This is a genomic window from Mediannikoviicoccus vaginalis, from assembly GCF_928097925.1.
In the GTDB taxonomy this organism is placed as follows: Bacteria; Bacillota; Clostridia; order Tissierellales; family Peptoniphilaceae; genus Mediannikoviicoccus; species Mediannikoviicoccus vaginalis.
In genome coordinates this window covers 1,708,079-1,727,453 of sequence record NZ_CAKMRI010000001.1, presented here as the reverse complement: position 1 = coordinate 1,727,453, position 19,375 = coordinate 1,708,079, and the positions used below count along the sequence as shown (strand labels likewise).

General features: G+C 35.0%; 21 protein-coding genes, 1 riboswitch and 1 other annotated feature. Of the genes, 2 read left to right on the top strand and 19 right to left on the bottom strand.

The annotated features are described in order from the left end of the window. Positions 1 to 21 precede the first annotated feature (21 nt). From ileS to L6651_RS08135, 10 genes are all read right to left on the bottom strand, one after another. Positions 22 to 3,120, bottom strand: coding sequence for an isoleucine--tRNA ligase (gene ileS / locus L6651_RS08180; protein WP_237037443.1), 3,099 nt, complete (start codon positions 3,118 to 3,120; stop codon positions 22 to 24). Positions 3,121 to 3,186: 66 nt separating this feature from the next. After that, positions 3,187 to 3,391 (bottom strand) — a binding site (T-box leader). Between the two features lie 29 nt (positions 3,392 to 3,420). Then, complete coding sequence (locus L6651_RS08175; protein WP_237037442.1) at positions 3,421 to 3,885, bottom strand: GAF domain-containing protein; 465 nt, start codon at positions 3,883 to 3,885, stop codon at positions 3,421 to 3,423. 9 nt (positions 3,886 to 3,894) lie between these two features. Continuing rightward, the gene (locus L6651_RS08170) at positions 3,895 to 5,187 is read right to left on the bottom strand and encodes an NAD(P)H-dependent oxidoreductase (protein WP_237037441.1); all 1,293 of its coding nucleotides are present in this window, start codon (positions 5,185 to 5,187) and stop codon (positions 3,895 to 3,897) included. Further along, the gene (locus L6651_RS08165) at positions 5,180 to 6,409 is read right to left on the bottom strand and encodes a BaiN/RdsA family NAD(P)/FAD-dependent oxidoreductase (RefSeq protein WP_237037440.1); all 1,230 of its coding nucleotides are present in this window, start codon (positions 6,407 to 6,409) and stop codon (positions 5,180 to 5,182) included. Before L6651_RS08165 ends, L6651_RS08170 begins: the two co-directional genes overlap by 8 nt. Before the next feature lie 72 nt (positions 6,410 to 6,481). Continuing rightward, complete coding sequence (locus tag L6651_RS08160; RefSeq protein ID WP_237037439.1) at positions 6,482 to 7,045, bottom strand: hypothetical protein; 564 nt, start codon at positions 7,043 to 7,045, stop codon at positions 6,482 to 6,484. Positions 7,046 to 7,146: 101 nt separating this feature from the next. Further along, a complete protein-coding gene (locus tag L6651_RS08155) occupies positions 7,147 to 7,689 on the bottom strand; it encodes an Asp23/Gls24 family envelope stress response protein (protein WP_237037438.1) in 543 nt (180 codons plus the stop codon). 27 nt (positions 7,690 to 7,716) lie between these two features. Then, positions 7,717 to 8,022 carry a DUF2273 domain-containing protein gene (locus L6651_RS09385; protein ID WP_255784815.1) on the bottom strand — a complete coding sequence of 102 codons (306 nt, stop codon included), beginning with the start codon at positions 8,020 to 8,022 and terminating at the stop codon, positions 7,717 to 7,719. Between the two features lie 8 nt (positions 8,023 to 8,030). Continuing rightward, on the bottom strand, positions 8,031 to 8,576 hold the full coding sequence (amaP, locus tag L6651_RS08145; protein ID WP_237037437.1) for an alkaline shock response membrane anchor protein AmaP: 546 nt from the start codon (positions 8,574 to 8,576) through the stop codon (positions 8,031 to 8,033). Between the two features lie 393 nt (positions 8,577 to 8,969). Continuing rightward, on the bottom strand, positions 8,970 to 9,614 hold the full coding sequence (locus L6651_RS08140; protein ID WP_237037436.1) for a hypothetical protein: 645 nt from the start codon (positions 9,612 to 9,614) through the stop codon (positions 8,970 to 8,972). 334 nt (positions 9,615 to 9,948) lie between these two features. Then, positions 9,949 to 10,635 (bottom strand): tetratricopeptide repeat protein, encoded by a 687-nt coding sequence (locus L6651_RS08135; protein ID WP_237037435.1) that lies wholly within the window; start codon positions 10,633 to 10,635, stop codon positions 9,949 to 9,951. A 140-nt stretch (positions 10,636 to 10,775) separates the two neighbouring features. Between L6651_RS08135 and L6651_RS08130 the strand changes: the two genes are divergently transcribed. After that, positions 10,776 to 11,123, top strand: coding sequence for a phage holin family protein (locus L6651_RS08130; RefSeq protein WP_237037434.1), 348 nt, complete (start codon positions 10,776 to 10,778; stop codon positions 11,121 to 11,123). Between the two features lie 35 nt (positions 11,124 to 11,158). Here the strand turns inward: L6651_RS08130 and tenA are convergent, their stop codons facing one another. From tenA to L6651_RS08085, 9 genes are all read right to left on the bottom strand, one after another. Further along, the gene (gene tenA, locus L6651_RS08125; protein ID WP_237037433.1) at positions 11,159 to 11,818 is read right to left on the bottom strand and encodes a thiaminase II; all 660 of its coding nucleotides are present in this window, start codon (positions 11,816 to 11,818) and stop codon (positions 11,159 to 11,161) included. Beyond that, positions 11,819 to 12,622, bottom strand: coding sequence for a bifunctional hydroxymethylpyrimidine kinase/phosphomethylpyrimidine kinase (thiD, locus tag L6651_RS08120; protein WP_237037432.1), 804 nt, complete (start codon positions 12,620 to 12,622; stop codon positions 11,819 to 11,821). After that, positions 12,623 to 13,279: an HAD family hydrolase gene (locus L6651_RS08115; RefSeq protein WP_237037431.1), complete on the bottom strand. Its 657-nt coding sequence runs from the start codon at positions 13,277 to 13,279 to the stop codon at positions 12,623 to 12,625. Further along, positions 13,276 to 13,917, bottom strand: a complete 642-nt coding sequence (gene thiE, locus L6651_RS08110) for a thiamine phosphate synthase (RefSeq protein ID WP_237037430.1) — start codon at positions 13,915 to 13,917, stop codon at positions 13,276 to 13,278. Before thiE ends, L6651_RS08115 begins: the two co-directional genes overlap by 4 nt. Next, positions 13,904 to 14,725 (bottom strand): hydroxyethylthiazole kinase, encoded by an 822-nt coding sequence (gene thiM / locus L6651_RS08105; RefSeq protein WP_237037429.1) that lies wholly within the window; start codon positions 14,723 to 14,725, stop codon positions 13,904 to 13,906. The genes thiE and thiM overlap by 14 nt, the downstream gene beginning before the upstream one ends. A gap of 49 nt (positions 14,726 to 14,774) precedes the next feature. After that, positions 14,775 to 14,878: riboswitch (TPP riboswitch) on the bottom strand. A 70-nt stretch (positions 14,879 to 14,948) separates the two neighbouring features. After that, positions 14,949 to 15,098 carry a FeoB-associated Cys-rich membrane protein gene (locus L6651_RS08100; protein ID WP_237037428.1) on the bottom strand — a complete coding sequence of 50 codons (150 nt, stop codon included), beginning with the start codon at positions 15,096 to 15,098 and terminating at the stop codon, positions 14,949 to 14,951. Positions 15,099 to 15,115: 17 nt separating this feature from the next. Further along, entirely contained in the window at positions 15,116 to 17,260 is a 2,145-nt protein-coding gene (feoB, locus tag L6651_RS08095; protein ID WP_237037427.1) for a ferrous iron transport protein B, read from the bottom strand. A 13-nt stretch (positions 17,261 to 17,273) separates the two neighbouring features. Further along, on the bottom strand, positions 17,274 to 17,510 hold the full coding sequence (locus tag L6651_RS08090; RefSeq protein ID WP_237037426.1) for a FeoA family protein: 237 nt from the start codon (positions 17,508 to 17,510) through the stop codon (positions 17,274 to 17,276). 9 nt (positions 17,511 to 17,519) lie between these two features. Then, positions 17,520 to 17,744: a FeoA family protein gene (locus L6651_RS08085; RefSeq protein WP_237037425.1), complete on the bottom strand. Its 225-nt coding sequence runs from the start codon at positions 17,742 to 17,744 to the stop codon at positions 17,520 to 17,522. Positions 17,745 to 17,893: 149 nt separating this feature from the next. Between L6651_RS08085 and yaaA the strand changes: the two genes are divergently transcribed. Then, the gene (gene yaaA / locus L6651_RS08080) at positions 17,894 to 18,607 is read left to right on the top strand and encodes a peroxide stress protein YaaA (RefSeq protein WP_237037424.1); all 714 of its coding nucleotides are present in this window, start codon (positions 17,894 to 17,896) and stop codon (positions 18,605 to 18,607) included. Positions 18,608 to 19,375: the final 768 nt, after the last annotated feature.

The window sequence follows — 19,375 nt, the reverse complement described above, 5'->3', positions numbered from 1 at the left end:
TTCACAGTAAGGGAAAATTTTTTATTTCTTTATTAATCTTATCTTAATCTCTTCACCATTTAAGTCTATAAAATCTTCACTTAAGTCATTATTCACTTTTATTTCAACTGCTAGAGTTTCATCTTTAATAAATTCTTTAAACTTTTCAACGGCACTTTCAACTTCTGCTGTTGGTGTGTACTCTATTATGATGTTGTCTAAGATGTCGTAGTCGTTAGACTTTCTCATTTGTTGAACCTTTGAAATGAATTCTCTCGCATATCCTTCTGCCTTTAGCTCTGGTGTAATGGTTGTGTCTAAGATTACGAATAGATTGTTGTCCATTGTTACGTCAAAGCCCTCTTTTGCTGAGACTCTAACTTCAACGTACTCTCTCTTAATTTCTGTATCTTCATCTTTAAGCTTAACTTTTTGAATAGTTTCGTTTAGTTTTGATACAAATTCCTTAGCGTCCACTTCTTGCAAGAACTTTTGGAAGTCTTTAATCTTTCCTCCAAGAATTCTTCCGGCAACTTTGAAGTCTGGTTTTAATTCATAGTTCATAAACTCTGAAAGATCTTTTCTAAATTCCACTTGCTTTATGTTAAGCTCTTCTTTTATAAGTGGAACTAAATCTTCAATAATCTCTTTATATTTTGCATCCACCACAATTTCCTTTAGTGGTTGTCTTACTTTTATATTTACTTCTTCTCTTGAAGCCCTTCCTAGAGTTACAAGCTCTCTTACGATATCCATCTTCTCTTCAAGTTTTATGTCGATAAGTGACTCGTCTTCTTCTGGTATGAAGTCAAGATGTACAGACTCTTTATCTGTAAGGTTTCTATACATTTCTTCCGCCATAAAAGGTGTTATTGGAGCTATTAACTTTGTAAGTCCGAGTAAGATTTCGTAAGTTGTGTTGTAAACCGCTTTTTTGTCGTCATCAACCTCAGTCTTCCAAAATCTTCTTCTGTTTCTTCTGATATACCAGTTTGAAAGGTCTTCTATAACGAAGTCAGATATTTTTCTTACAACCTTTGTTACTTCGAATATGTCCATATCTGCCTTGTATTCTTTAATAAGGTTGTTGTATCTTGAAAGAATCCATCTATCTATTTCTGGTCTATCCTTTGGTTCTATATAAAATTCTCTTGGGTCAATGTCGTCTGTGTTTGCATATAGCTTGAAGAAGTTATAGGTGTTTTTAAATGATCTAAAGAATTTACTTTCAACTTCTCTAAGGCCGTCCACGTCAAATCTTGTTGGTACCCATGGTGGAGACACATATAGTGAATAAAATCTTACAACGTCTGCACCAAATTCATCGAATAACTCTATTGGGTTCAATGTATTTCCTCTTGACTTGGACATCTTCTTGCCCTCTTTGTCTAGGATAAGGTCGTTTACAAGAACATTTTTATAAGGCGCCTTGCCTGTAGTTAACACTGATATTGCAAGTAGTGAATAGAACCATCCTCTTGTTTGGTCGATACCTTCGTTAATAAAGTCCGCAGGGAAAAGTTCTTCAAAGAAGTTTTCCTTGTTTTCAAATGGATAGTGATGTTGTGCAAAAGGCATTGCCCCAGAGTCAAACCAAACGTCAATAACGTCTTTTTCCCTCGTCATTATCTCTCCACACTCTTCACATCTTAGGTGAACATCATCAACATATGGTCTGTGTAGTTCTATATCTTCAGATATATCTTCGATTGCTCTTTCCTTAAGTTCCTTTCTTGAACCTACGGATGTGGTGTGGCCATTTGGACACTTCCATACAGGGAATGGTGTTCCCCAGTAACGGGATCTTGAAATAGCCCAGTCATTTAGGTTTTCAAGCCAGTTTCCAAATCTCTTTTCTCCAACGAATTCTGGGAACCAGTTTACTTTGTTATTTTCCTCTATAAATTTATCTTTAAGTTTTGTAACTTCAATGTACCATGATGGTTTTGAATAATAAATTAGTGGTGTGCTACATCTCCAGCAATGTGGATAGTTATGTTCAACCTTTTGTTTTTTGAACACCTTGTCCTGTTCTCTAAGATATTTAATAACTTCAGGGTCAGCGTCCATTACGAACATGCCCTTCCAAGGAGTTTCATCAAACTTTCCTTCTTCATTAACAGGGTTTATAAGTGGTAGGTTGTATCTTCTACCTGTTTGATAGTCATCTTCCCCGAAAGCTGGCGCAGTGTGTACAATACCTGTACCATCACTAATGGATACATAGTCTGCCACTGTTACAAAGAAAGCCTTCTTGTCGGGTTTAATAAATGGAAGTAATTGTTCATACTCCATGTACTCCATGTCCTTGCCCTTAAGTTCTTTTATAACTTCGTAACCTTCTCCAAGAACTTTGTCTGCCAATGCCTTTGCCACATAGAACTTATTTCCATTGGACTCAGCTAATATATAGTCTATGTCGGGGCCAACTGTAAGTGCTACGTTTGATGGCAGTGTCCATGGTGTAGTTGTCCATGCTAAAAAGTATTCATCATGGTCCACTCTCTTAAATGCCACGGTGATGGTTTCAGTCTTTATATTCTTATAGCCTTGAGCAACTTCGTGGGATGCAAGGCCAGTTCCACATCTTGGGCAGTATGGAAGTATTTTTGCACCTTCATATACAAGCCCTTTCTTGAACATATTGTCAAGTAACCACCATACGGTTTCGATGTAGTCATTGTCTAAAGTGATATATGGGTCATCCATGTCCGCCATAAAAGCCATTCTATGAGACATCTCTCTCCACGCCTTTTCATATGTGAACACAGAATTTTTACATTCTTTGTTAAAGGCTTCAACGCCATACTCTTCTATTTCTTTTTTACTTTGTAAGTTTAATTTCTTTTCAACTTCAATTTCAACAGGAAGTCCATGTGTGTCCCAACCTGCTTTTTTCTTAACTCTGTAGCCTCTCATGGTCTTATATCTACAGTTCATATCTTTTAGTGTTCTAGATATAACATGATGTATTCCCGGTTTTCCATTTGCTGTAGGAGGTCCGTCAAAGAATACATAGTTTTTTTCCTTTGGTCTTTGCTTTACAGTCTCATGTAATAAGTCAATTTCTTTCCAATACTCTGCAGTAGCTATCTCTCTTTCTCTTACTGGCTTATTGGAAAGGTCTTTAAATTTTGCCATTCTCTATTCCTTTCATTCTATATTACAATTTGGTTGATTAGAAAATAAAAAAAATCCCTAGTCAAAACTAGGGACGAAATTTCCGCGGTACCACCCAAATTGTGAATTTTTTTCACCACTCAAAAACTTAACGCGTTTAACGGGATACTCTACATATCGAATACCCGACTCCAAGTTGATCCATCTAACACTTTGGCAATTCGTTTCACCAACCCGAATCTCTCTATAGCCTCCACGAAAGAACGTACTCTTCAGTCTTCAATGCATTATATTTTATAATTAGTACATATAATTGTCAAGTTATTTATCTGTAAAGTCTATTGAATTTACAAGAAGCGTTCTAATTTGTTCCACAAAGTCTTGGTCTTCAACTGTGAAGTTATTTATAATATCTGAATCGATGTCGATTACACCATAGCACACGTCATTTTTTATTAGAGGCACTACAAGTTCAGACTTTGCAGACTCATCACATACAATATGTCCTGGAAACTTTGACACGTCATAAACCTTTTTTGTTTCCATAAGTAGTGCAGCAGTTCCACAAACTCCCGCTCCCACAGGTATCTTTATACAAGCTGGCTCTCCCACATATGGTGCAAGAATTAAATCGCCGTCTCTATTCATTAGATAAAATCCTGCCCATATAACATTTTCTATGCTACTGAAAAGTATTTCTGAAACCCACATAAGTTTGTCGTCTATGGATTTTCTCTTTTGTAATTCATCTACAAAATTTTCTAAAATTTTATCATATTTTTCCATTTTCATCTCCTATAGTCCCAGTTCGTCCTGTTTTTTTCTAAGTTTTATAATCACTTGGTCTTCTTCAAGTTCAACCATGTCGTATGTTATCGGCTCGTCCTTTTTAACATCCACCTTTAACTTTGTCTTCTTTGTTATAAGTCCAATAGGTAGTAAATTTTTCTTTCTCTGGTCAATATGGCTAATAATTTGTCCATACACATCCTTGCCACCAATTCCCTCAAGGGTTTGTCCTTTCTTAAGGTCCCTCTTCGCCAGCGTAATAGTATCAGAAATCTGTCCCTTTTCAGGAACTATTGTCGGATCCTTTTCAACTATGGCATTATAAATTGTAATGGGCGTTTCAAGGCTTGTTAAGTGATATGGCCTATAGAGTACATAGTTTGGTCCATCACCCATGGACAAATATCCCATTAGGTCATGCACTTCATTTGCATCATGGGTTACCACTGCAAAAACTCCCGGGGCAATGCCGAAGCAAAAGTCCACAATGCGGTAGCTATTTAAAATACCACCTTGTTCCTTTAAGGTAAATTGACTTGCCACGCTCTTTATGTCCGTGGTTAGTCCATGACATCCTGGAATGTCTGGAGTAAATCCAAGGGCATTTGCAACTGAAGTAAGCTCTATCATTGTGTTTGTTCCATCTACAAAGGCAGTCAACATCTTTGGATAAAGCCCCTTCTTCAAAGCCTCTTCCCTAAGGTCATCTTCCGTTGCATAGTAGTTAAGGGGATTGTTCTTGCCCTTGCCCACTGCAAGTAGCTTAAAGCCCGCTCCCACTGCAAAGTTTGCAAGCTCCATTATGGCTCCTGGCTCGTCTCCAGCAGAACCTGTGTACACAACCTTATTCTTCTTTGCTCTCTCATATATAATTGGTCCAACCACTGCGTCACATTCTACATTTAACATAATTATATTTTTATAGTTGTCAATTGATTCTATGGCAAGCTTTGCACCAAAGGGAGGGTTTCCAGTTGCATCAACAACTCCTTGAATCTTGTCCAGCCCATATGATAGTTCATAGTTCTCAGTGATTACAAACTGTCCCTTCTTCATGGCAAGCTCCGCCTGAGATTTTTTATTTGTAAAGATAATATCCTCTTCTTTAACTCCAGAAGAAAGGTAGGCATGCTTTGCCTTTTCAGGTTTTTCTTCTACTATAATCGAAGTCTTCATTCCCTTTATTCTACTGATTTGATTAACCAGTCCCGTACCCATCTTGCCGCTTCCTACAAGAGCAATCTTTAATTCTTCTCCTCTATCCGTAAGCTCCTGTAGTTTTCTTGTCATTTTAAACATTTTCCACCTCGTCTATTCCCTGGGCACATGCAAATGCCGATGCCCAAGCCCAGTGCAGATTGTAACCACCACAGTCACCATCCACATCAATTATTTCACCAATTAAGTAAAGTTTATCATATATTTTTGATTTTAGAGTCTTTGAATCAATCTCTTTAGTGTCCACTCCACCACAAGTTATTTGTCCGTCCTTTTCAGACTTATATCCAGTCACTTCAAGACGAAGGTCCTTACACTTATGGCAAATTGATTTTACTTCTTCATTAGTAAGTTCACTAACATGATTTTTATATATTTTTAAATCCCTTATGATTAAATCAGAAATATTATCATGAAGTATACAGCTTAATAAATCCCTTGGGCTCTTATAACCATTTTGACTTATGGACGAGATAAGGAAGTTAAAAAGCTCTTCCATCTCCATATGGGACAATAGGTCGAGAGAAACAAAAACCCTTTCGCCCTTTTTTATATCAGCAATTGCCCTTCCCGATATCTGTAATATTCCAGGCCCAGAAATTCCATAGTCGGTAAATAAAATATCTGAAGATTGTTTTAAAATCTTCTTTCCATCCTTAACAAGGTACACATCACCTAAAACCTTCGTGCCCTGAATAGTCTTGTACAGACTCTCCTTGGTGTTAAGCTGCACAATGCCAGGGTAAGTTTTTGTGATACTATGTCCCAGGTCTTCCAAAAGGCCATAACCATTTCCATCGGAGCCAGACTTTGCCATGGCTCTGCCCCCAGCTGCAACGATTAAATAATCAAAAGTATATCCACTGTTATCATACTTTAAAATTCTTACATTTCTCTTAAAATCTATTTTCTTTATATAAGAATTTAAATGCACAACCACATTTTGATTTTCCGCCTCCTGTATTAAAGCCTGGGCTATGGTCTTTGCTTGAAGACTCATTGGATAGACCTTTCCATCCTCCAGTTCAATCTCCTTTACACCGAGGCCATTAAAAAACATTACACAGTCGTCGTAAGTAAAATTATTTATAATTGACATGGGAAACTTTTCATTTTGCCCATGAAAGTTTTCTATACTAATATTTGAATTTGTAAAGTTGCATCTTCCATTGCCCGTTGCATAAATCTTTTTTAAAAGCTTGTCATTTCGTTCAAATATATGAACCTCATGACCAAGTCTTGCAAGTTGAATAGATGCAAAAACTCCGGAGGCTCCCCCTCCAATAATTCCAATTTTCGCCATAACTCCTCCTACATTAAAGTATAAACTAAAAGAAGTCGTTTATAAAGCAAAAGACAGCCTCCATGGCTGCCTTTATTTGTTTTCAAATGTAATAACTACAAAATTTCCATTTTTAACTTGCTTTACGACACTTTCTTCACTAAATTCTTGAAAAGTTATTGTAGAATTACTTTCATATTGTTTAAAAATCGCAATGGGCTTAGAAGATTTTATTTCATCTTCCTCTGCGCCTTCAGTTATAAAACCACCTTCAAGCTCTGTGTAGGGATTTTCCATTTTATATGTGCTTGTATATCCTCCCTTCATGTCTGTTACAGAAACATCAAGGTTTGATTTACGCATACTTACTGCAATGATTCCTTCTTTATTCATAAGTTCGCCCATTTCAAGCACATCTTCCTTATTTAACTTGGAGTCCTTCACAGACCAAAACTCTATTTTAATATTTCCGATTTTGTCATCTAGCTTATAACTTACCACCGCAGAATCAGGGTTTAATGATTTAAATATTCCACCATCAACCTGGCTAAATTCATATGGCATTATGGTCATTTCCTTTTGAGTATTAACTTTTCCTTGGCATGATACAAAAAGTAACATGGCAATAAGTACAATAAAAATACTATGTCTTTTCATATTATCACCTCAAGTATATTATACCACGCTACAGTGATGGTATGATAGTTTTGTTTTTTAAAATAAAAAACCCCTATCCCAGTGGATAGAGGTAAATTTTATTATCTTAAATTTGAACCTTGGTTGTAGTTATTTGATTCTTGTTCTTTTTTATTTTTAAGAGCATATTCTTTTCTTGTCATTACATCATCAACTCTTACATTAACTTCTACAACTTTAAGGCCAGTCATTTGACCAACAGATTGGCTGATATTTCTCTTTAGTTCTTCAAATACCTTTGGTGCTGAATGACCATATTCTAATATGATTGATGCATCAATTGCCGCTTCTTTTTCGCCAACTTCTGCGCTAATACCTTTTGTTAGATTATATCCACCAAATTGTTCTGAAATTCCTGAGAAGAATCCACCCTTCATGTCAAGTACACCTGGTACTTCGTTACATGCTATAGCTGCAATCTTTTCAACTACTGAATCATCAAAAGTTAATTTTGATTCATGTTTTGGTTCTTCTTTTTCACCTAAATCTTTAACATCATCTTTAAGATTTTCAACAAATTCTTCTCTATTTTGCTTTGCTTCTCTCTTTTCTTCTGCCTTTTTGTTTACTCCTGCTATTTCATTATATTTTTCTTGACTTGCCATAATTACATCTCCTTTATATTTTATATTTTAATATTTGTTAAATATCCTTCTTAAAAAGAACAATATTCTTGGGTTGTTATCTTTTACTTGTCCTATGGCTTTGCCTATAGTCACAAGTAATAGTGTTAATATAGTTCTCCAAAATCCTAGGGTCAAAAAAAGTATTGCAATGATTAACCCCGCTAATGCACATTTAAATTCATACCAATGAAACTTTAAAAAATTTTTAATCCTCTTTTCCGGTTCAGAAAATACAGTTTCTTTTTTATTTAATTCCGAGTTTTGTGGAGGATTGTTAAAGTTTTCAGGGTAATTATTAAATCTATTATCCATATGTCCTCCTATACAACTCTTTTACCAGTTTCTGATTTTATATTATAAAACTCTACTTTCACCGCTTCTACAGGATAGCCAGAAAATTTTTCAAGCTCATCTTTCACAGATCTTTGTATTGCCGCTCCAAGTGTCGCTAAGTCCTCTCCTGCATAGACACCACATAAGATGTCCGCAGTTATTTCATTAGATTTTGATTCATTAACCAAAACATTTACTTCCGAGTTCTTTACTTGTCTAAAATTTTCAAGAGTACTTTCTACATTTGAAGTTAAAGCATTTTGCGTTATTAAAATCTGTCCCGTCTCGTCCTTGTCTACAATATAATTTTTAAGTGTTGGACTAATTATCGCTTTTAGTAGCATAAACAGTCCAATCAATCCACTTATTATGGTTATGGTTGTTAAAAAGTAGAAAAACCAATTTTTAGTACTTATATTCAATAAGTAGGTTGTAACTTTTCCATAATCAAAAATAATAAAGTAGGTTGTGAATAAGGTTAAAAGTAATATAATTGACAATATCGCATTAAACCATTTCTTCCACTTTCTCATTCAACACCTCCATGTTTTTCAACTATCTAGTCTATATATATCCCACAAAATAAATTCTAAACATATTTTTTGAAGTTTTATAATTTATCTTGTTTTGATAACTCTCTTTTGTTATACTTTTATATCTTTATAAATAATTTATTTTTAAATTTACTTTTGTTTTATCTAGAGAAGTAAAGTCCTTTCATTTCGACTCAAAATAAATTTACCCGATGGATTAAATTTTCAAACAATATATTAAAAAAAAGAAATGCGAATTGCATTTCTTTACTCATTCTAATTTTTAACAAAACAAATTCAAATTAATTGAACTTCACAATAACTTTCATTAAAAAAAGAGAAAATCCTAAAGCTAAGAATTTCTCCATATTAGTAATTAAATTTTATTCAAGCTCAAAATAGATATTTTATTATTAAAATTGCAGAATATCCTATGGCAACTCCTAGTCCTATCATCATTACATTTTCTAAAATTTTCTTTCTCCATAAAGCTATTAATGTTAAAACAAATGTTATGGTATGAAGTGGGGATTTAATATCAATATAAAAAGCTCCCATTGCAAAGCTAGCAATAAACATAACCGTAATAATTAATACTGAAACTATTAGTGATATTTTATCTTCTCCTTTTGTATACCATGTTATATATGCAAGAATAGGTGAAAGAAATGTAAACGCCGTCCATATTAATATATATGATCTTGGTAAGTTGTATCCATAATATGCATAGCAAAAATAATACCCTATAATCATGGCGCAAAAAAACAAAAATACATTTACAGATGCTCTTTTTGGCGAAGTACTAAATACCGAAATAAATATGGCAATGCAAATCCAAAAAGGAAAATCTGATAAAAAGTTTGGTATGTCTAATGTTTCAAAAAATTTCGGAAATTCATTTATTGGCAACACTTCAATGTACTTTGAAAAAATTCCTAAAACTATTCCTAATAGAACTATTTCTAATGTGTTTATTATTTTTTGTTTTTTCGATATTTCCTTATTGATTTTTCTCTTCTCAAACTTCCAACTTCTCACTTCTTACTTCCCACCTCTCTCTTCTCTTCAGTCAAATGCGTACATTTTCTCCAACCTCTAACCTCTCTTAAGAGATTCTTCGACTCCAAAATTCCTACGGAATTTTTCCGCTCAGAATGACATCCAGGAGATAAAATCGCTATATTACAACGAAACCATAGCATACTTGTAATCCTGAGCGAGCGTAGTGAGTCGAAGGATTCTTGACCTAACAGAAGACGAAGTCTTCGTTGTAGGTTAAATGTCGATCTCGTTTCACTTTTCAAAGAAAAGTGTCAGAAGGCGACCTCAAAAAGCTATGCTTTTTGTTTCCTCTTCTCTAACTTCTCACTTCTTATTTCTCACTTCTATTCTCATTAATCAACTTCTCCAGCTCATTATAATCATCTTTATATTTAGTGTCTTTGTATTTTTCTCTCGTCACTTCTAGAAGCTCTCTTGCTTTGTCAAGTTCTTCTTCTACTATATAGTGGGTTATTTCTAATTGCGCCAGCGACTCGCTGTAGCCTTCTTCATCTTTATAATTCTTAAATAAATTTTTATTTGCCCCATACAGTTCTTTGAATTTTTCGTAGTTATCCAATTTAAAATTGCACACGCATAAATTTATATAGTACACAAGTCTAACTCTTTCGTCCCTAAGTTTTAAAGGATGTATATTTTCCAGAGTCTCTTTTGCCTTTTCATACTCTTTATCTTCTATATATCCTGCTGAAAGGTTAATCCTTATTATGTTTTTTAAGTTTTCGCCCTTTGCTTTTTTAAGTATCTCTTCCATCGCACTATTAAATTCACCGTACTTACCTTCATGGAAAAGCACAAGTTTTTTCTTTATCTTAGCGGACATAATTACAAAATAAACAGTGTTTACAATTAATATAAGTAAAATTAGTGCTACACCAAATTTCAAGTAGTAGTCCATAAATGTAGATGGATCTATCTTTAAAACATTTTGTAAAATTAATAATAGAACTCCCAGGGCAAGACCTAGTCCTATCATTATTTTAAATTTCTTTTTCATACTTCCTCCTATTTTCTTTCTTGGTTCTATTTTACCATCAAAGTTCCATTGCAAAAAATTTTTATTTTATCTAATATCCAATTGTTTTAATTAATTGTTATGTGGGTATAATTAATATAAAGATTTGAAAGGAGAAAATTATGAAAGAGAGAAATTTAATTATTGATTTATTATTAAGACTTGTAGTATCAATGGTCGTTGTAGCCGTTACTGCATTTTTCGTTCCAGGAATGAAGTATGCTGGAGGTTTTAAAACCCTTGCACTTATTGCAATTGCTATTGCAGTGGTTCAACAAATTTTAGACTCCGCCTTTGGACTTTCAAGAAGTGCTAAGGGCTGTTCTGGATTTTTAGTAACTGCACTTATACTTTTTATTACTGGTAAACTTATTTCTGGTTTTACTGTATCAATACTTGGTGCACTTATAGGTGGTATCATCTTTGGTGGTGTTGATGCACTTATTCCAGGAGAAAAACTTCATAAATAAAGTTAAGCTATTGGTCGCCCAATAGCTTATTTTTTTTACAAACTCATATTCCAAGACATTTCCCAAAATTCCATTTCATATCTTGAACATGCTTCAAATATTTCGACTAAGTGTTCTATTTCTTCTTCCGTATAATCTTTTGTAATTTCGTCCAGCGTTTCAAGTAGCACCACATTATCCCTGCCATATTCTTCGCTGGCATATCCCTTTATCCAGTGCCCATAGAAAGGATGATTCACACAGTCAGGGTTTCTCTCTATCATCTTCTTTGCAATAACTTCGTAACTATATGCGCAGGAAAGTATGGCAGCAAGTATTTCTCCCTCTCCGCCTTCGTAGGAAACCCTTAACATATATGAAGTGTACGACAGGTTTATTAATGAACGCTTTGTATTCTTGATTTCCTCTTCCGTTACTCCAAAGTCCTTTAAAAATCCATCGTGAACATCAAGCTCTCCATTCATTACAGGAATGTATTTCGCAAATAGGTTTGCAGTCTTTAAACTCTTTGCCTTTACAACTCCTAGGGCAAAGGCCTTTGCGAATTCTTCCAGGTAGAGATAGTCTTGAACGATGTAGAATTTGAATTTTTCTTTATCTAGACTTCCTTCCTCTATGCCTTTTACAAATGGATGTTCATTGTAGTTATCCCATATTTGTTTTGTTCTTTCCAATAAAATTTCAGTTGTCTTCATTTAAGCCTCCTTTGAATATTTTCCATTTAAATTGAAGTTATGCGCCATTGGTCCACTGCCTTTACCAAGGTCTAGCATGGCTCCAAGGGCATCTGAGATATAGTCCTTTGCTCTTCTAATAGACTCCTTCAAGTCAAATCCCTTTGCTAAGTTTGATGCTATTGCACTGGATAGTGTGCATCCAGTTCCATGTGTATTTGGATTTTCAATGCGACTTCCTTTAAACCATGTAAATTCTCCATCTTCATAGAGAAGGTCATTTGCATCATTTATGCTATGTCCGCCCTTTAGTAGCACAGCCACATTGTATTTTTCGCCAATTTTTTGGGCCGCCTTTAGCATATCTTCTTCAGATTCTATTTTGATTTCTGAAAGCACTTCCCCTTCTGGAATATTTGGCGTTATAACCGTTGCAATTGGAAAAAGGAGCTTTGCAAGTTTTTCAACGGCATCTGTTTTCATCAAATTTGATCCTGATGTTGCAACCATTACTGGGTCCACAACAATATTTTTTGCATCGTAGTGAACAAGCCTTTCTGCAATTACTTCTATTAACTCACCTGAAGACACCATTCCGATTTTAACAGCATCGGGAAATATATCTTCAAAGATACAGTCAAGTTGTGATTTTAAAAACTCTGGACTTGATTCTAAAATCCCCTTCACTCCCTGGGTGTTTTGCGCAGTTAGGGCTGTAATTGCACTCATTGCAAACACATTATTCATTGTCATAGTCTTTATATCTGCTTGAATTCCCGCTCCTCCACTGCTGTCAGAGCCTGCTATTGTTAATGCTGTTTTCATCTATTCCTCCATCTGTCTTAATAAACTGTCTATACTTAAAAAGTCTTTTAAATAAAATTGCGAAATCTCTTTTAATAATTCCTGTTTTTCTTCGCTCTTGTCATAAACGGAAACCACTTTGAATCCATCTTCTTTTGCAGTTGCCGCCGCATATACCGCATCTTCAAACACCAAGGTATCCTTTCTATTTCCATTTAAAAACTTTAAAGCTTCCCTATATATCTTTGGGCTATATTTGCTCTCTCCAACTTCTCCACATGTGAAGATTTCTTTGAAATACTTTTCAATATTACATCTTTTTAACGCTGCTTCAATAAGGTATTTGTCCGTAGCTGTGGCTATACACATGGAGACTTTTCTTTGATTAAGTTCTTCTAAAAACTCTACAATGCCTTCCTTTGGCAAAACTTCATTTATATAAAAATCTTCTAACATTTTATTAATACCTGAAATTATCTCTTCCACTGAAATGTTAATATCATACTCTTGTTGAAGGTAGATGGCAGATTCTTTCATACTCATATTTCTTATTTCAAAACTTAAATTCTCCTTTGGTTTCTTGCCAAGCTTTTTTATAAATCTCTCTCCAAGATCTTCCCAAATTATCATGGAGTCAAAAAGCGTTCCATCAAAGTCAAATATAATATTTTTTATCATGGCCTTACCATTTCTTCTGAAAGCTTACGAAGTTTTTTACAGGTTTCTACAATATTTTCTGATGAGAAGATGGCACTTACAACAGCAACTCCATCCACACCAGTTCCCTTTAGTTCTAAGATGTTATTTTGATTTATTCCACCTATGGCAACCACTGGAACGTCAACTGCCAAGCAGATATCTTTAAGAGTCTCTTTACTTAACACATCCACGTCATCCTTGGTGGATGTACTAAATACTGCACCAACTCCAAGGTAGTCTGCCCCATTTGAAACTGCCCTTCTTGCTTCTTCCACATTATGGGCAGAAACTCCAATTATCATGTCAGGTCCAACTTTTTCTCTAACCTTTGAAGCTTCCATATCCTCTTGACCAACATGAACACCATCGGCACCACATTTAATCGCCACTTCCACATTGTCATTTATAATCAGTGGAACATCATATTTCTTGCAAAGTTCTTTTATCTCTAAGGCTTCCTTTAAAAACTCTTCGTCACCTAAGTTCTTTTCACGAAGTTGCAGTGTGCTAACTCCACCTTGTAGAGCCTGTTCAACCTGTTCATAAAGAGTCGTACCTTCGCTCCATCTCCTGTCTGTAACTGCGTAGAGTAACATATGTGTATTAGATAATTTCATACTTTGCTCCTTCTTCAAGTGCTAATGGAGTCAAATTATACATGGCGTCAATAATATAATTTCTATAACTTAAATTACCATCCAGCTCTCCAAGCCTTTTATATGCAATTTCTCCAGCAAGGCCCATGGCGCTAACTGCCGCTGCAACCGATTCAAGCTTTCTATCTCTATTTGCACAGATAAATGCACAGCTTACTGCTGACAGTTGACATCCAGTTCCTGAAACATGGGACATCTTCTCGTGGCCATTACTTATTTTAAAAACCCTTTCGCCATCAGTTATAATATCCACCTTGCCAGTTATGGTAATAATTGACTTGGTGTTTTTAGAAAAACTCTTCGCCATTTCAATTACACTGTCCATATTGCCTTCATTTATTTCATCCGCCGCATCAGCGTCAACTCCCTTTGTCCTACCACTACCAAGGGCAAGGGTCTTTATCTCTGAAATATTTCCACGAATAGCATCAAACTGAATTTCTTCAATTAGTTTTATCGCTGTTTCCGTCCTTAAGTTTGACGCTCCCACTCCAACAGGATCTAGTACGACAGGGTGTCCCATTTCATTTGCCTTCTTTCCTGCAATTAACATGGAGTCTATTGTCCTTTCGTTTAATGTACCAATATTTATATTTAATCCAGTGCAGATTGATGTTATCTCACAAACTTCTTTCTTATCATCTGCCATAATTGGAGCTGCTCCACAGGCTATAAGCATATTGGCAACGTCATTTACAGTTACATAATTTGTAATATTATGAATTAGTGGCGCATTTTCTCTAACATTCTCAAAAATTTCTTTAAACATATTAACTCCTTATCAAATAATTTTTATAAAAAAAAGAGGACACGTAGGTCCTCCTAATTTCAATTTCCTACGGCGGCATTATCCACATCAGGTATAAGGGTCGAAGTTCTGACTTCCTCTCAGCCCGGCACACGAGCTCCCCTGTATTAAATTTTATTCACATAAATTATATATCTTATGGAATAAATTGGCAAATAAAAAGCGTCCATCATAAGACGAACGCTTAATATTTTTTTTTTTCATTTACTGGGCAACCGTGGCAGCCTTTGCTGCATTCACATCCACAGTCACAAGTGCCCTTGTTCTTTATAACTCTTCTTATTGCAAATATGGCTAATATTATTACAAGCCCAATTATAATGTAGTCAATCATTCTACCACTTCTTTCTTTTAATATTCACTTACTGAATAGTTTAAAGCTCCTTGGCTATTCTTATATTTATTTGGTCTAAATATTAGGTATAGATATAGCGCTAATATTACAAATGCAATGGCAGTTGCAATATTAAATCCTGTTTTTAAAACCGCAAATGCACCAATTTGATAAACCATGAAAGCTATTGTGTAGGAGAAGAATAGTTGATATAGTAAGGCAAATCTAAACCATTTTGATGATCCCATTTCTTCTTTAATCGCTCCCAGTGCTCCAAAGCATGGTAGGGTAAGTTGGTTAAATAGGATGAATGAGAACATTGAAACGGTGTTGAAGTTTTCAAGGATTACTCTTCTCATAGCATCTCCACCGGCTTCAGCGCCTATTCCTGAAACTACACCATAGGTACTTACAACAACTTCCTTAGCAGCAAGTCCGAAGAAGGTTGCAACTGTTGCCATCCAGTCTCCAAATCCAAGAGGTGCAAACATAAATGAAAGTTTTCTTCCTATAAATGCAAGGATTGATTCTGTTCCATTATCTTCAAAGCTTATAAACTCTCCATGAATTGAGATGTTAGTAAATAACCAAATTACAAGTGCTGATAGTAAGATAAGGGTTCCCGCCTTAACAATAAATGCCTTACATCTATGTCCAGTTGCTTTAAATACATTTTTCATACTTGGCATATGGTACTCTGGAAGTTCCATTACAAATGGTGCCGGGTCTCCTTGGAATCTGCTTGTCTTCTTTAAGATAACTCCAGAAATTATTACCGCAAGTATTCCCGCAAAGTACCATAGAGGTGCATACCACCAAACTCCACCTAAAACCGCACCAAACATTGCTATGATTTCAGTCTTCGCTCCACATGGCATAAATGAAGCAACAGTTATGGTCATTCTTCTGTCGTTGTCGTTTTCAATTGTCCTTGTTCCCATGATTCCTGGAATTGAACATCCAGTTCCTATAAGGATTGGAATGAAAGATTTTCCTGAAAGTCCAAACTTTCTAAATACTCTGTCTAGGATAAATGCAATTCTTGCCATATATCCCACATCTTCCAAGATGGATACAAGGAAGAATATTGTTGCAATTACAGGTAAGAAACCTAGTACTGCACCAACACCACCGATTATACCATTACCTACAAGGGATGAAACCATTGGTGATGCCCCATGGTTTTCTAAAAAGCCATTAACTGCATTTGGAATTGTTTCTCCAAGAAGTTCGTCCGCCCACCAGTCGTTTACAGGACCACCTACAAGTTCAACTGCTATATAATAAATAAATGTCATAACAACTACAAAAATTGGTATTGCCAAAAATCTATTAGTAACAATTTTGTCTATCTTGTCAGTCCTTGAAAGGCCTTTCTTTTTCTTCTTTACAGTGTCCTTTGTAACTCCAGATACATATTCATATCTTGCATCGGTGATAATACCTTCACCGTCGTCATCAAACTCTTCACAGGCTCTCTTAATAACTTCGTCAACTTTTGTTTTTTCATCAAGAGTTATTGCAATTTCTTCGGTGATTTTTTCATCCTCTTCAAATAACTTTATTGCTATCCATCTCTTTGAAGGGTGATTTTTAATTGAAGCAACAATTTCTTCAATTTCAGTTAAGTACTTTTCTACATCTTCATCGAATGTCTTAATTTCAGAGTGCTTTGTGCCTGCATAAGACTTTGCAGTAGAAATCAGGTTATCTATGTTTTCTTCTCTTAGTGCTGATATCTCAACAACTTTACAATTTAATTTCTTTTCGATTTCCTTTGAGTCTATCACTTCGCCATTTCTTCTAACCACGTCCATCATGTTCAAAGCTATAACAAGAGGAATACCAAGTTCAGAAAGTTGTGTTGCAAGGTATAAGTTACGCTCAATATTAGTTGCATCAACAACGTCTATGATTACATCTACCTTTTCATTCATTAAGTAATTTCTAGATACAACCTCTTCCAAAGTGTATGGTGACAAAGAATAAATTCCTGGAAGGTCAGTTATACTTACTTCCTTATCCTTTTTGTAGATACCGGTTTTCTTTTCTACAGTTACCCCTGGCCAGTTACCCACATATTGATGAGAACCAGTAAGGGCATTAAATAGTGTTGACTTACCACTATTCGGGTTTCCGGCTAATGCTATTGTTATGTTCATTTCTCAATTCTCCTTAATCATTATCCACAGTTTCTTCAACAATAATCATGTTTGCATCGTCACGTCTGATGCTTAACTCATAATTTCTTATGTTTATTTGGACAGGATCTCCCAAAGGTGCAACCTTTCTAACATAAAGTTTTGTTCCCTTTGTAATTCCCATGTCCATGATTCTTCTCTTTAGTGGTCCCTTGCCTTCAATTTTTTTGACCACATAATAAGAACCAACCTTTGCCTCTCTTAAAGTCATATGTACCTCCTAAGCTACTATAATTTTTTTTGCTATATCTTTACCGATGGCAACTCTTGATCCCTTTACCTTCACAATTAAATTACCACCTTGTTCAGATATGATAGTTACTTTAGCTCCTTCAACAAACCCAAGATTACTCAAATGGCGATCATTGTCTTCGCGTTCAGCAAACTTATCTCTTACCTTTATTATTTCTAGCTCCTTTTCCAAAGGTGCCATTAATAAGTTCATTCACTCACCTCTAATTGATAATAAATACCCTGATATTGATAACCTTAATCACTATCAATATAATAACACAAATCTATTCACTTTTCTATGCTTTCGTCGTGAATTAAAAAAAATTTTTAACTTTGTTATAATTATCTTGGAGGTGGATAATGAAAATAATATTTTCCCCAAGTAAAGAAATGGCTTTTAATAGACCAATAGAAGAAAAAACTGAATTTAATGAAAAAACTAAAATTATAATTGATGAATTAAAAAAATTAAAAGAAGAAGAAATAAGAGAAATCTACAAAATTTCAGATAAAGTTGCAAAAGAAGTTTTGATGTATATAGAAGACTTTGAAAAGAGCGAAAGCTATAGAGCAATAGAGATGTATAATGGACTGGCCTTTCGTTCATTTGATGTTACAAGCTTAAAAGAAGACGAAAGAAAATATATGGATGAACATTTAAAAATACTCTCCACATTTTATGGTCCTCTATGCCCTGAAAAATTAGTCAGGCCATATCGCCTGGACTTTAATACAAAGTTAAAAGTAAATGGCGAAAGTTTAAAAAACTTTTGGAAAGAGGAATACAATAAAGCCTTTAATAAAGAAGAAGTGATTTTAAACCTGGCATCAAATGAGTTTTCAAGCCTATTAGATAGAAATAAATTTAAAATGTATGACTTTGAATTTTTCGAAAGAAGAGAAGGCAAATTAAAACAACACTCAACAACATCAAAAAAAGCAAGGGGAGCAATGCTAAATTATATTTGTAGAAACAAAATTGCGAACCTGGAAGAAATAAAGTTGTTTGATGTGGATGGGTATAAGTACGATGATGAATTGTCGGATAAAGGGCAGTTTGTGTTTGTAAAATAAGAATTTGGAAGTTGGAAGTTATAAGTTTATTATACCTTGAAAAATATATTATGAGACTTTAGCGAACACTTTTTAAAAAAAGCGTTCGAGATACTTCGGTCGCCTTCTGACACTTTCCTGTCGGAAAGTGAAACGAGATCGACATTTGACCTACAACGAAGACTCCGTCTTCTGTTAGGTCAAGAACTCGCATTCGCTCGCTCAGTATAACATAGCGGGAGGATAATATTCCTAGGTAGGTTGAAAACTACAAAACAAAAATAAAGAATAGAAGAAAATCCAACAAGATTTTCTTCCTCTTTCATTGGGGTTTGGGGTATCCCCAAGCGTGTTAAGGGTGTAAAAGGTTCGGGTTTCAGGGTAAGGATATGAGGGGAAATCGCAATCCCATTCATCCTTACCCTGAGATTAGAAAAAAATAAATTGTATAAAAATATTGCTGTAAGTTTATAAAACTTTCATAACAATGCCAGAAGGCAAATAAAAAGGTTGTATGGTAACACACTAGATAACAAATCAGGAGACTTAAACGGACAGTTTTTATAAAAACTGTCCGAGATTCTTCGGCTACAAATTTGCTACGCAAATTTTCCGTTCAGAATGACACAAGTGGGGCTATCATACTTCGTATAACGAAAAAGAATAATGTGCCGATAGGCACAAATAGAAAATCCAACAAGATTTTCTTCCTCTTATTAAGCAGGTTTTCAGGACGGCCAGTCCTGAATCGTTGGAGGTGCAGGGTGTGGGTTTAAAAGGGCGAGGGAT

Coding starts and splice junctions, on each gene's coding strand:
- ileS (WP_237037443.1), bottom strand. CDS start 3,120: ATGGCAAAATTTAAAGACCTTTCCAATAAGCCAGTAAGAGAAAGAGAG.
- L6651_RS08175 (WP_237037442.1), bottom strand. CDS start 3,885: ATGGAAAAATATGATAAAATTTTAGAAAATTTTGTAGATGAATTACAA.
- L6651_RS08170 (WP_237037441.1), bottom strand. CDS start 5,187: ATGTTTAAAATGACAAGAAAACTACAGGAGCTTACGGATAGAGGAGAA.
- L6651_RS08165 (WP_237037440.1), bottom strand. CDS start 6,409: ATGGCGAAAATTGGAATTATTGGAGGGGGAGCCTCCGGAGTTTTTGCA.
- L6651_RS08160 (WP_237037439.1), bottom strand. CDS start 7,045: ATGAAAAGACATAGTATTTTTATTGTACTTATTGCCATGTTACTTTTT.
- L6651_RS08155 (WP_237037438.1), bottom strand. CDS start 7,689: ATGGCAAGTCAAGAAAAATATAATGAAATAGCAGGAGTAAACAAAAAG.
- L6651_RS09385 (WP_255784815.1), bottom strand. CDS start 8,022: ATGGATAATAGATTTAATAATTACCCTGAAAACTTTAACAATCCTCCA.
- amaP (WP_237037437.1), bottom strand. CDS start 8,576: ATGAGAAAGTGGAAGAAATGGTTTAATGCGATATTGTCAATTATATTA.
- L6651_RS08135 (WP_237037435.1), bottom strand. CDS start 10,635: ATGAAAAAGAAATTTAAAATAATGATAGGACTAGGTCTTGCCCTGGGA.
- L6651_RS08130 (WP_237037434.1), top strand. CDS start 10,776: ATGAAAGAGAGAAATTTAATTATTGATTTATTATTAAGACTTGTAGTA.
- tenA (WP_237037433.1), bottom strand. CDS start 11,818: ATGAAGACAACTGAAATTTTATTGGAAAGAACAAAACAAATATGGGAT.
- thiD (WP_237037432.1), bottom strand. CDS start 12,622: ATGAAAACAGCATTAACAATAGCAGGCTCTGACAGCAGTGGAGGAGCG.
- L6651_RS08115 (WP_237037431.1), bottom strand. CDS start 13,279: ATGATAAAAAATATTATATTTGACTTTGATGGAACGCTTTTTGACTCC.
- thiE (WP_237037430.1), bottom strand. CDS start 13,917: ATGAAATTATCTAATACACATATGTTACTCTACGCAGTTACAGACAGG.
- thiM (WP_237037429.1), bottom strand. CDS start 14,725: ATGTTTAAAGAAATTTTTGAGAATGTTAGAGAAAATGCGCCACTAATT.
- L6651_RS08100 (WP_237037428.1), bottom strand. CDS start 15,098: ATGATTGACTACATTATAATTGGGCTTGTAATAATATTAGCCATATTT.
- feoB (WP_237037427.1), bottom strand. CDS start 17,260: ATGAACATAACAATAGCATTAGCCGGAAACCCGAATAGTGGTAAGTCA.
- L6651_RS08090 (WP_237037426.1), bottom strand. CDS start 17,510: ATGACTTTAAGAGAGGCAAAGGTTGGTTCTTATTATGTGGTCAAAAAA.
- L6651_RS08085 (WP_237037425.1), bottom strand. CDS start 17,744: ATGAACTTATTAATGGCACCTTTGGAAAAGGAGCTAGAAATAATAAAG.
- yaaA (WP_237037424.1), top strand. CDS start 17,894: ATGAAAATAATATTTTCCCCAAGTAAAGAAATGGCTTTTAATAGACCA.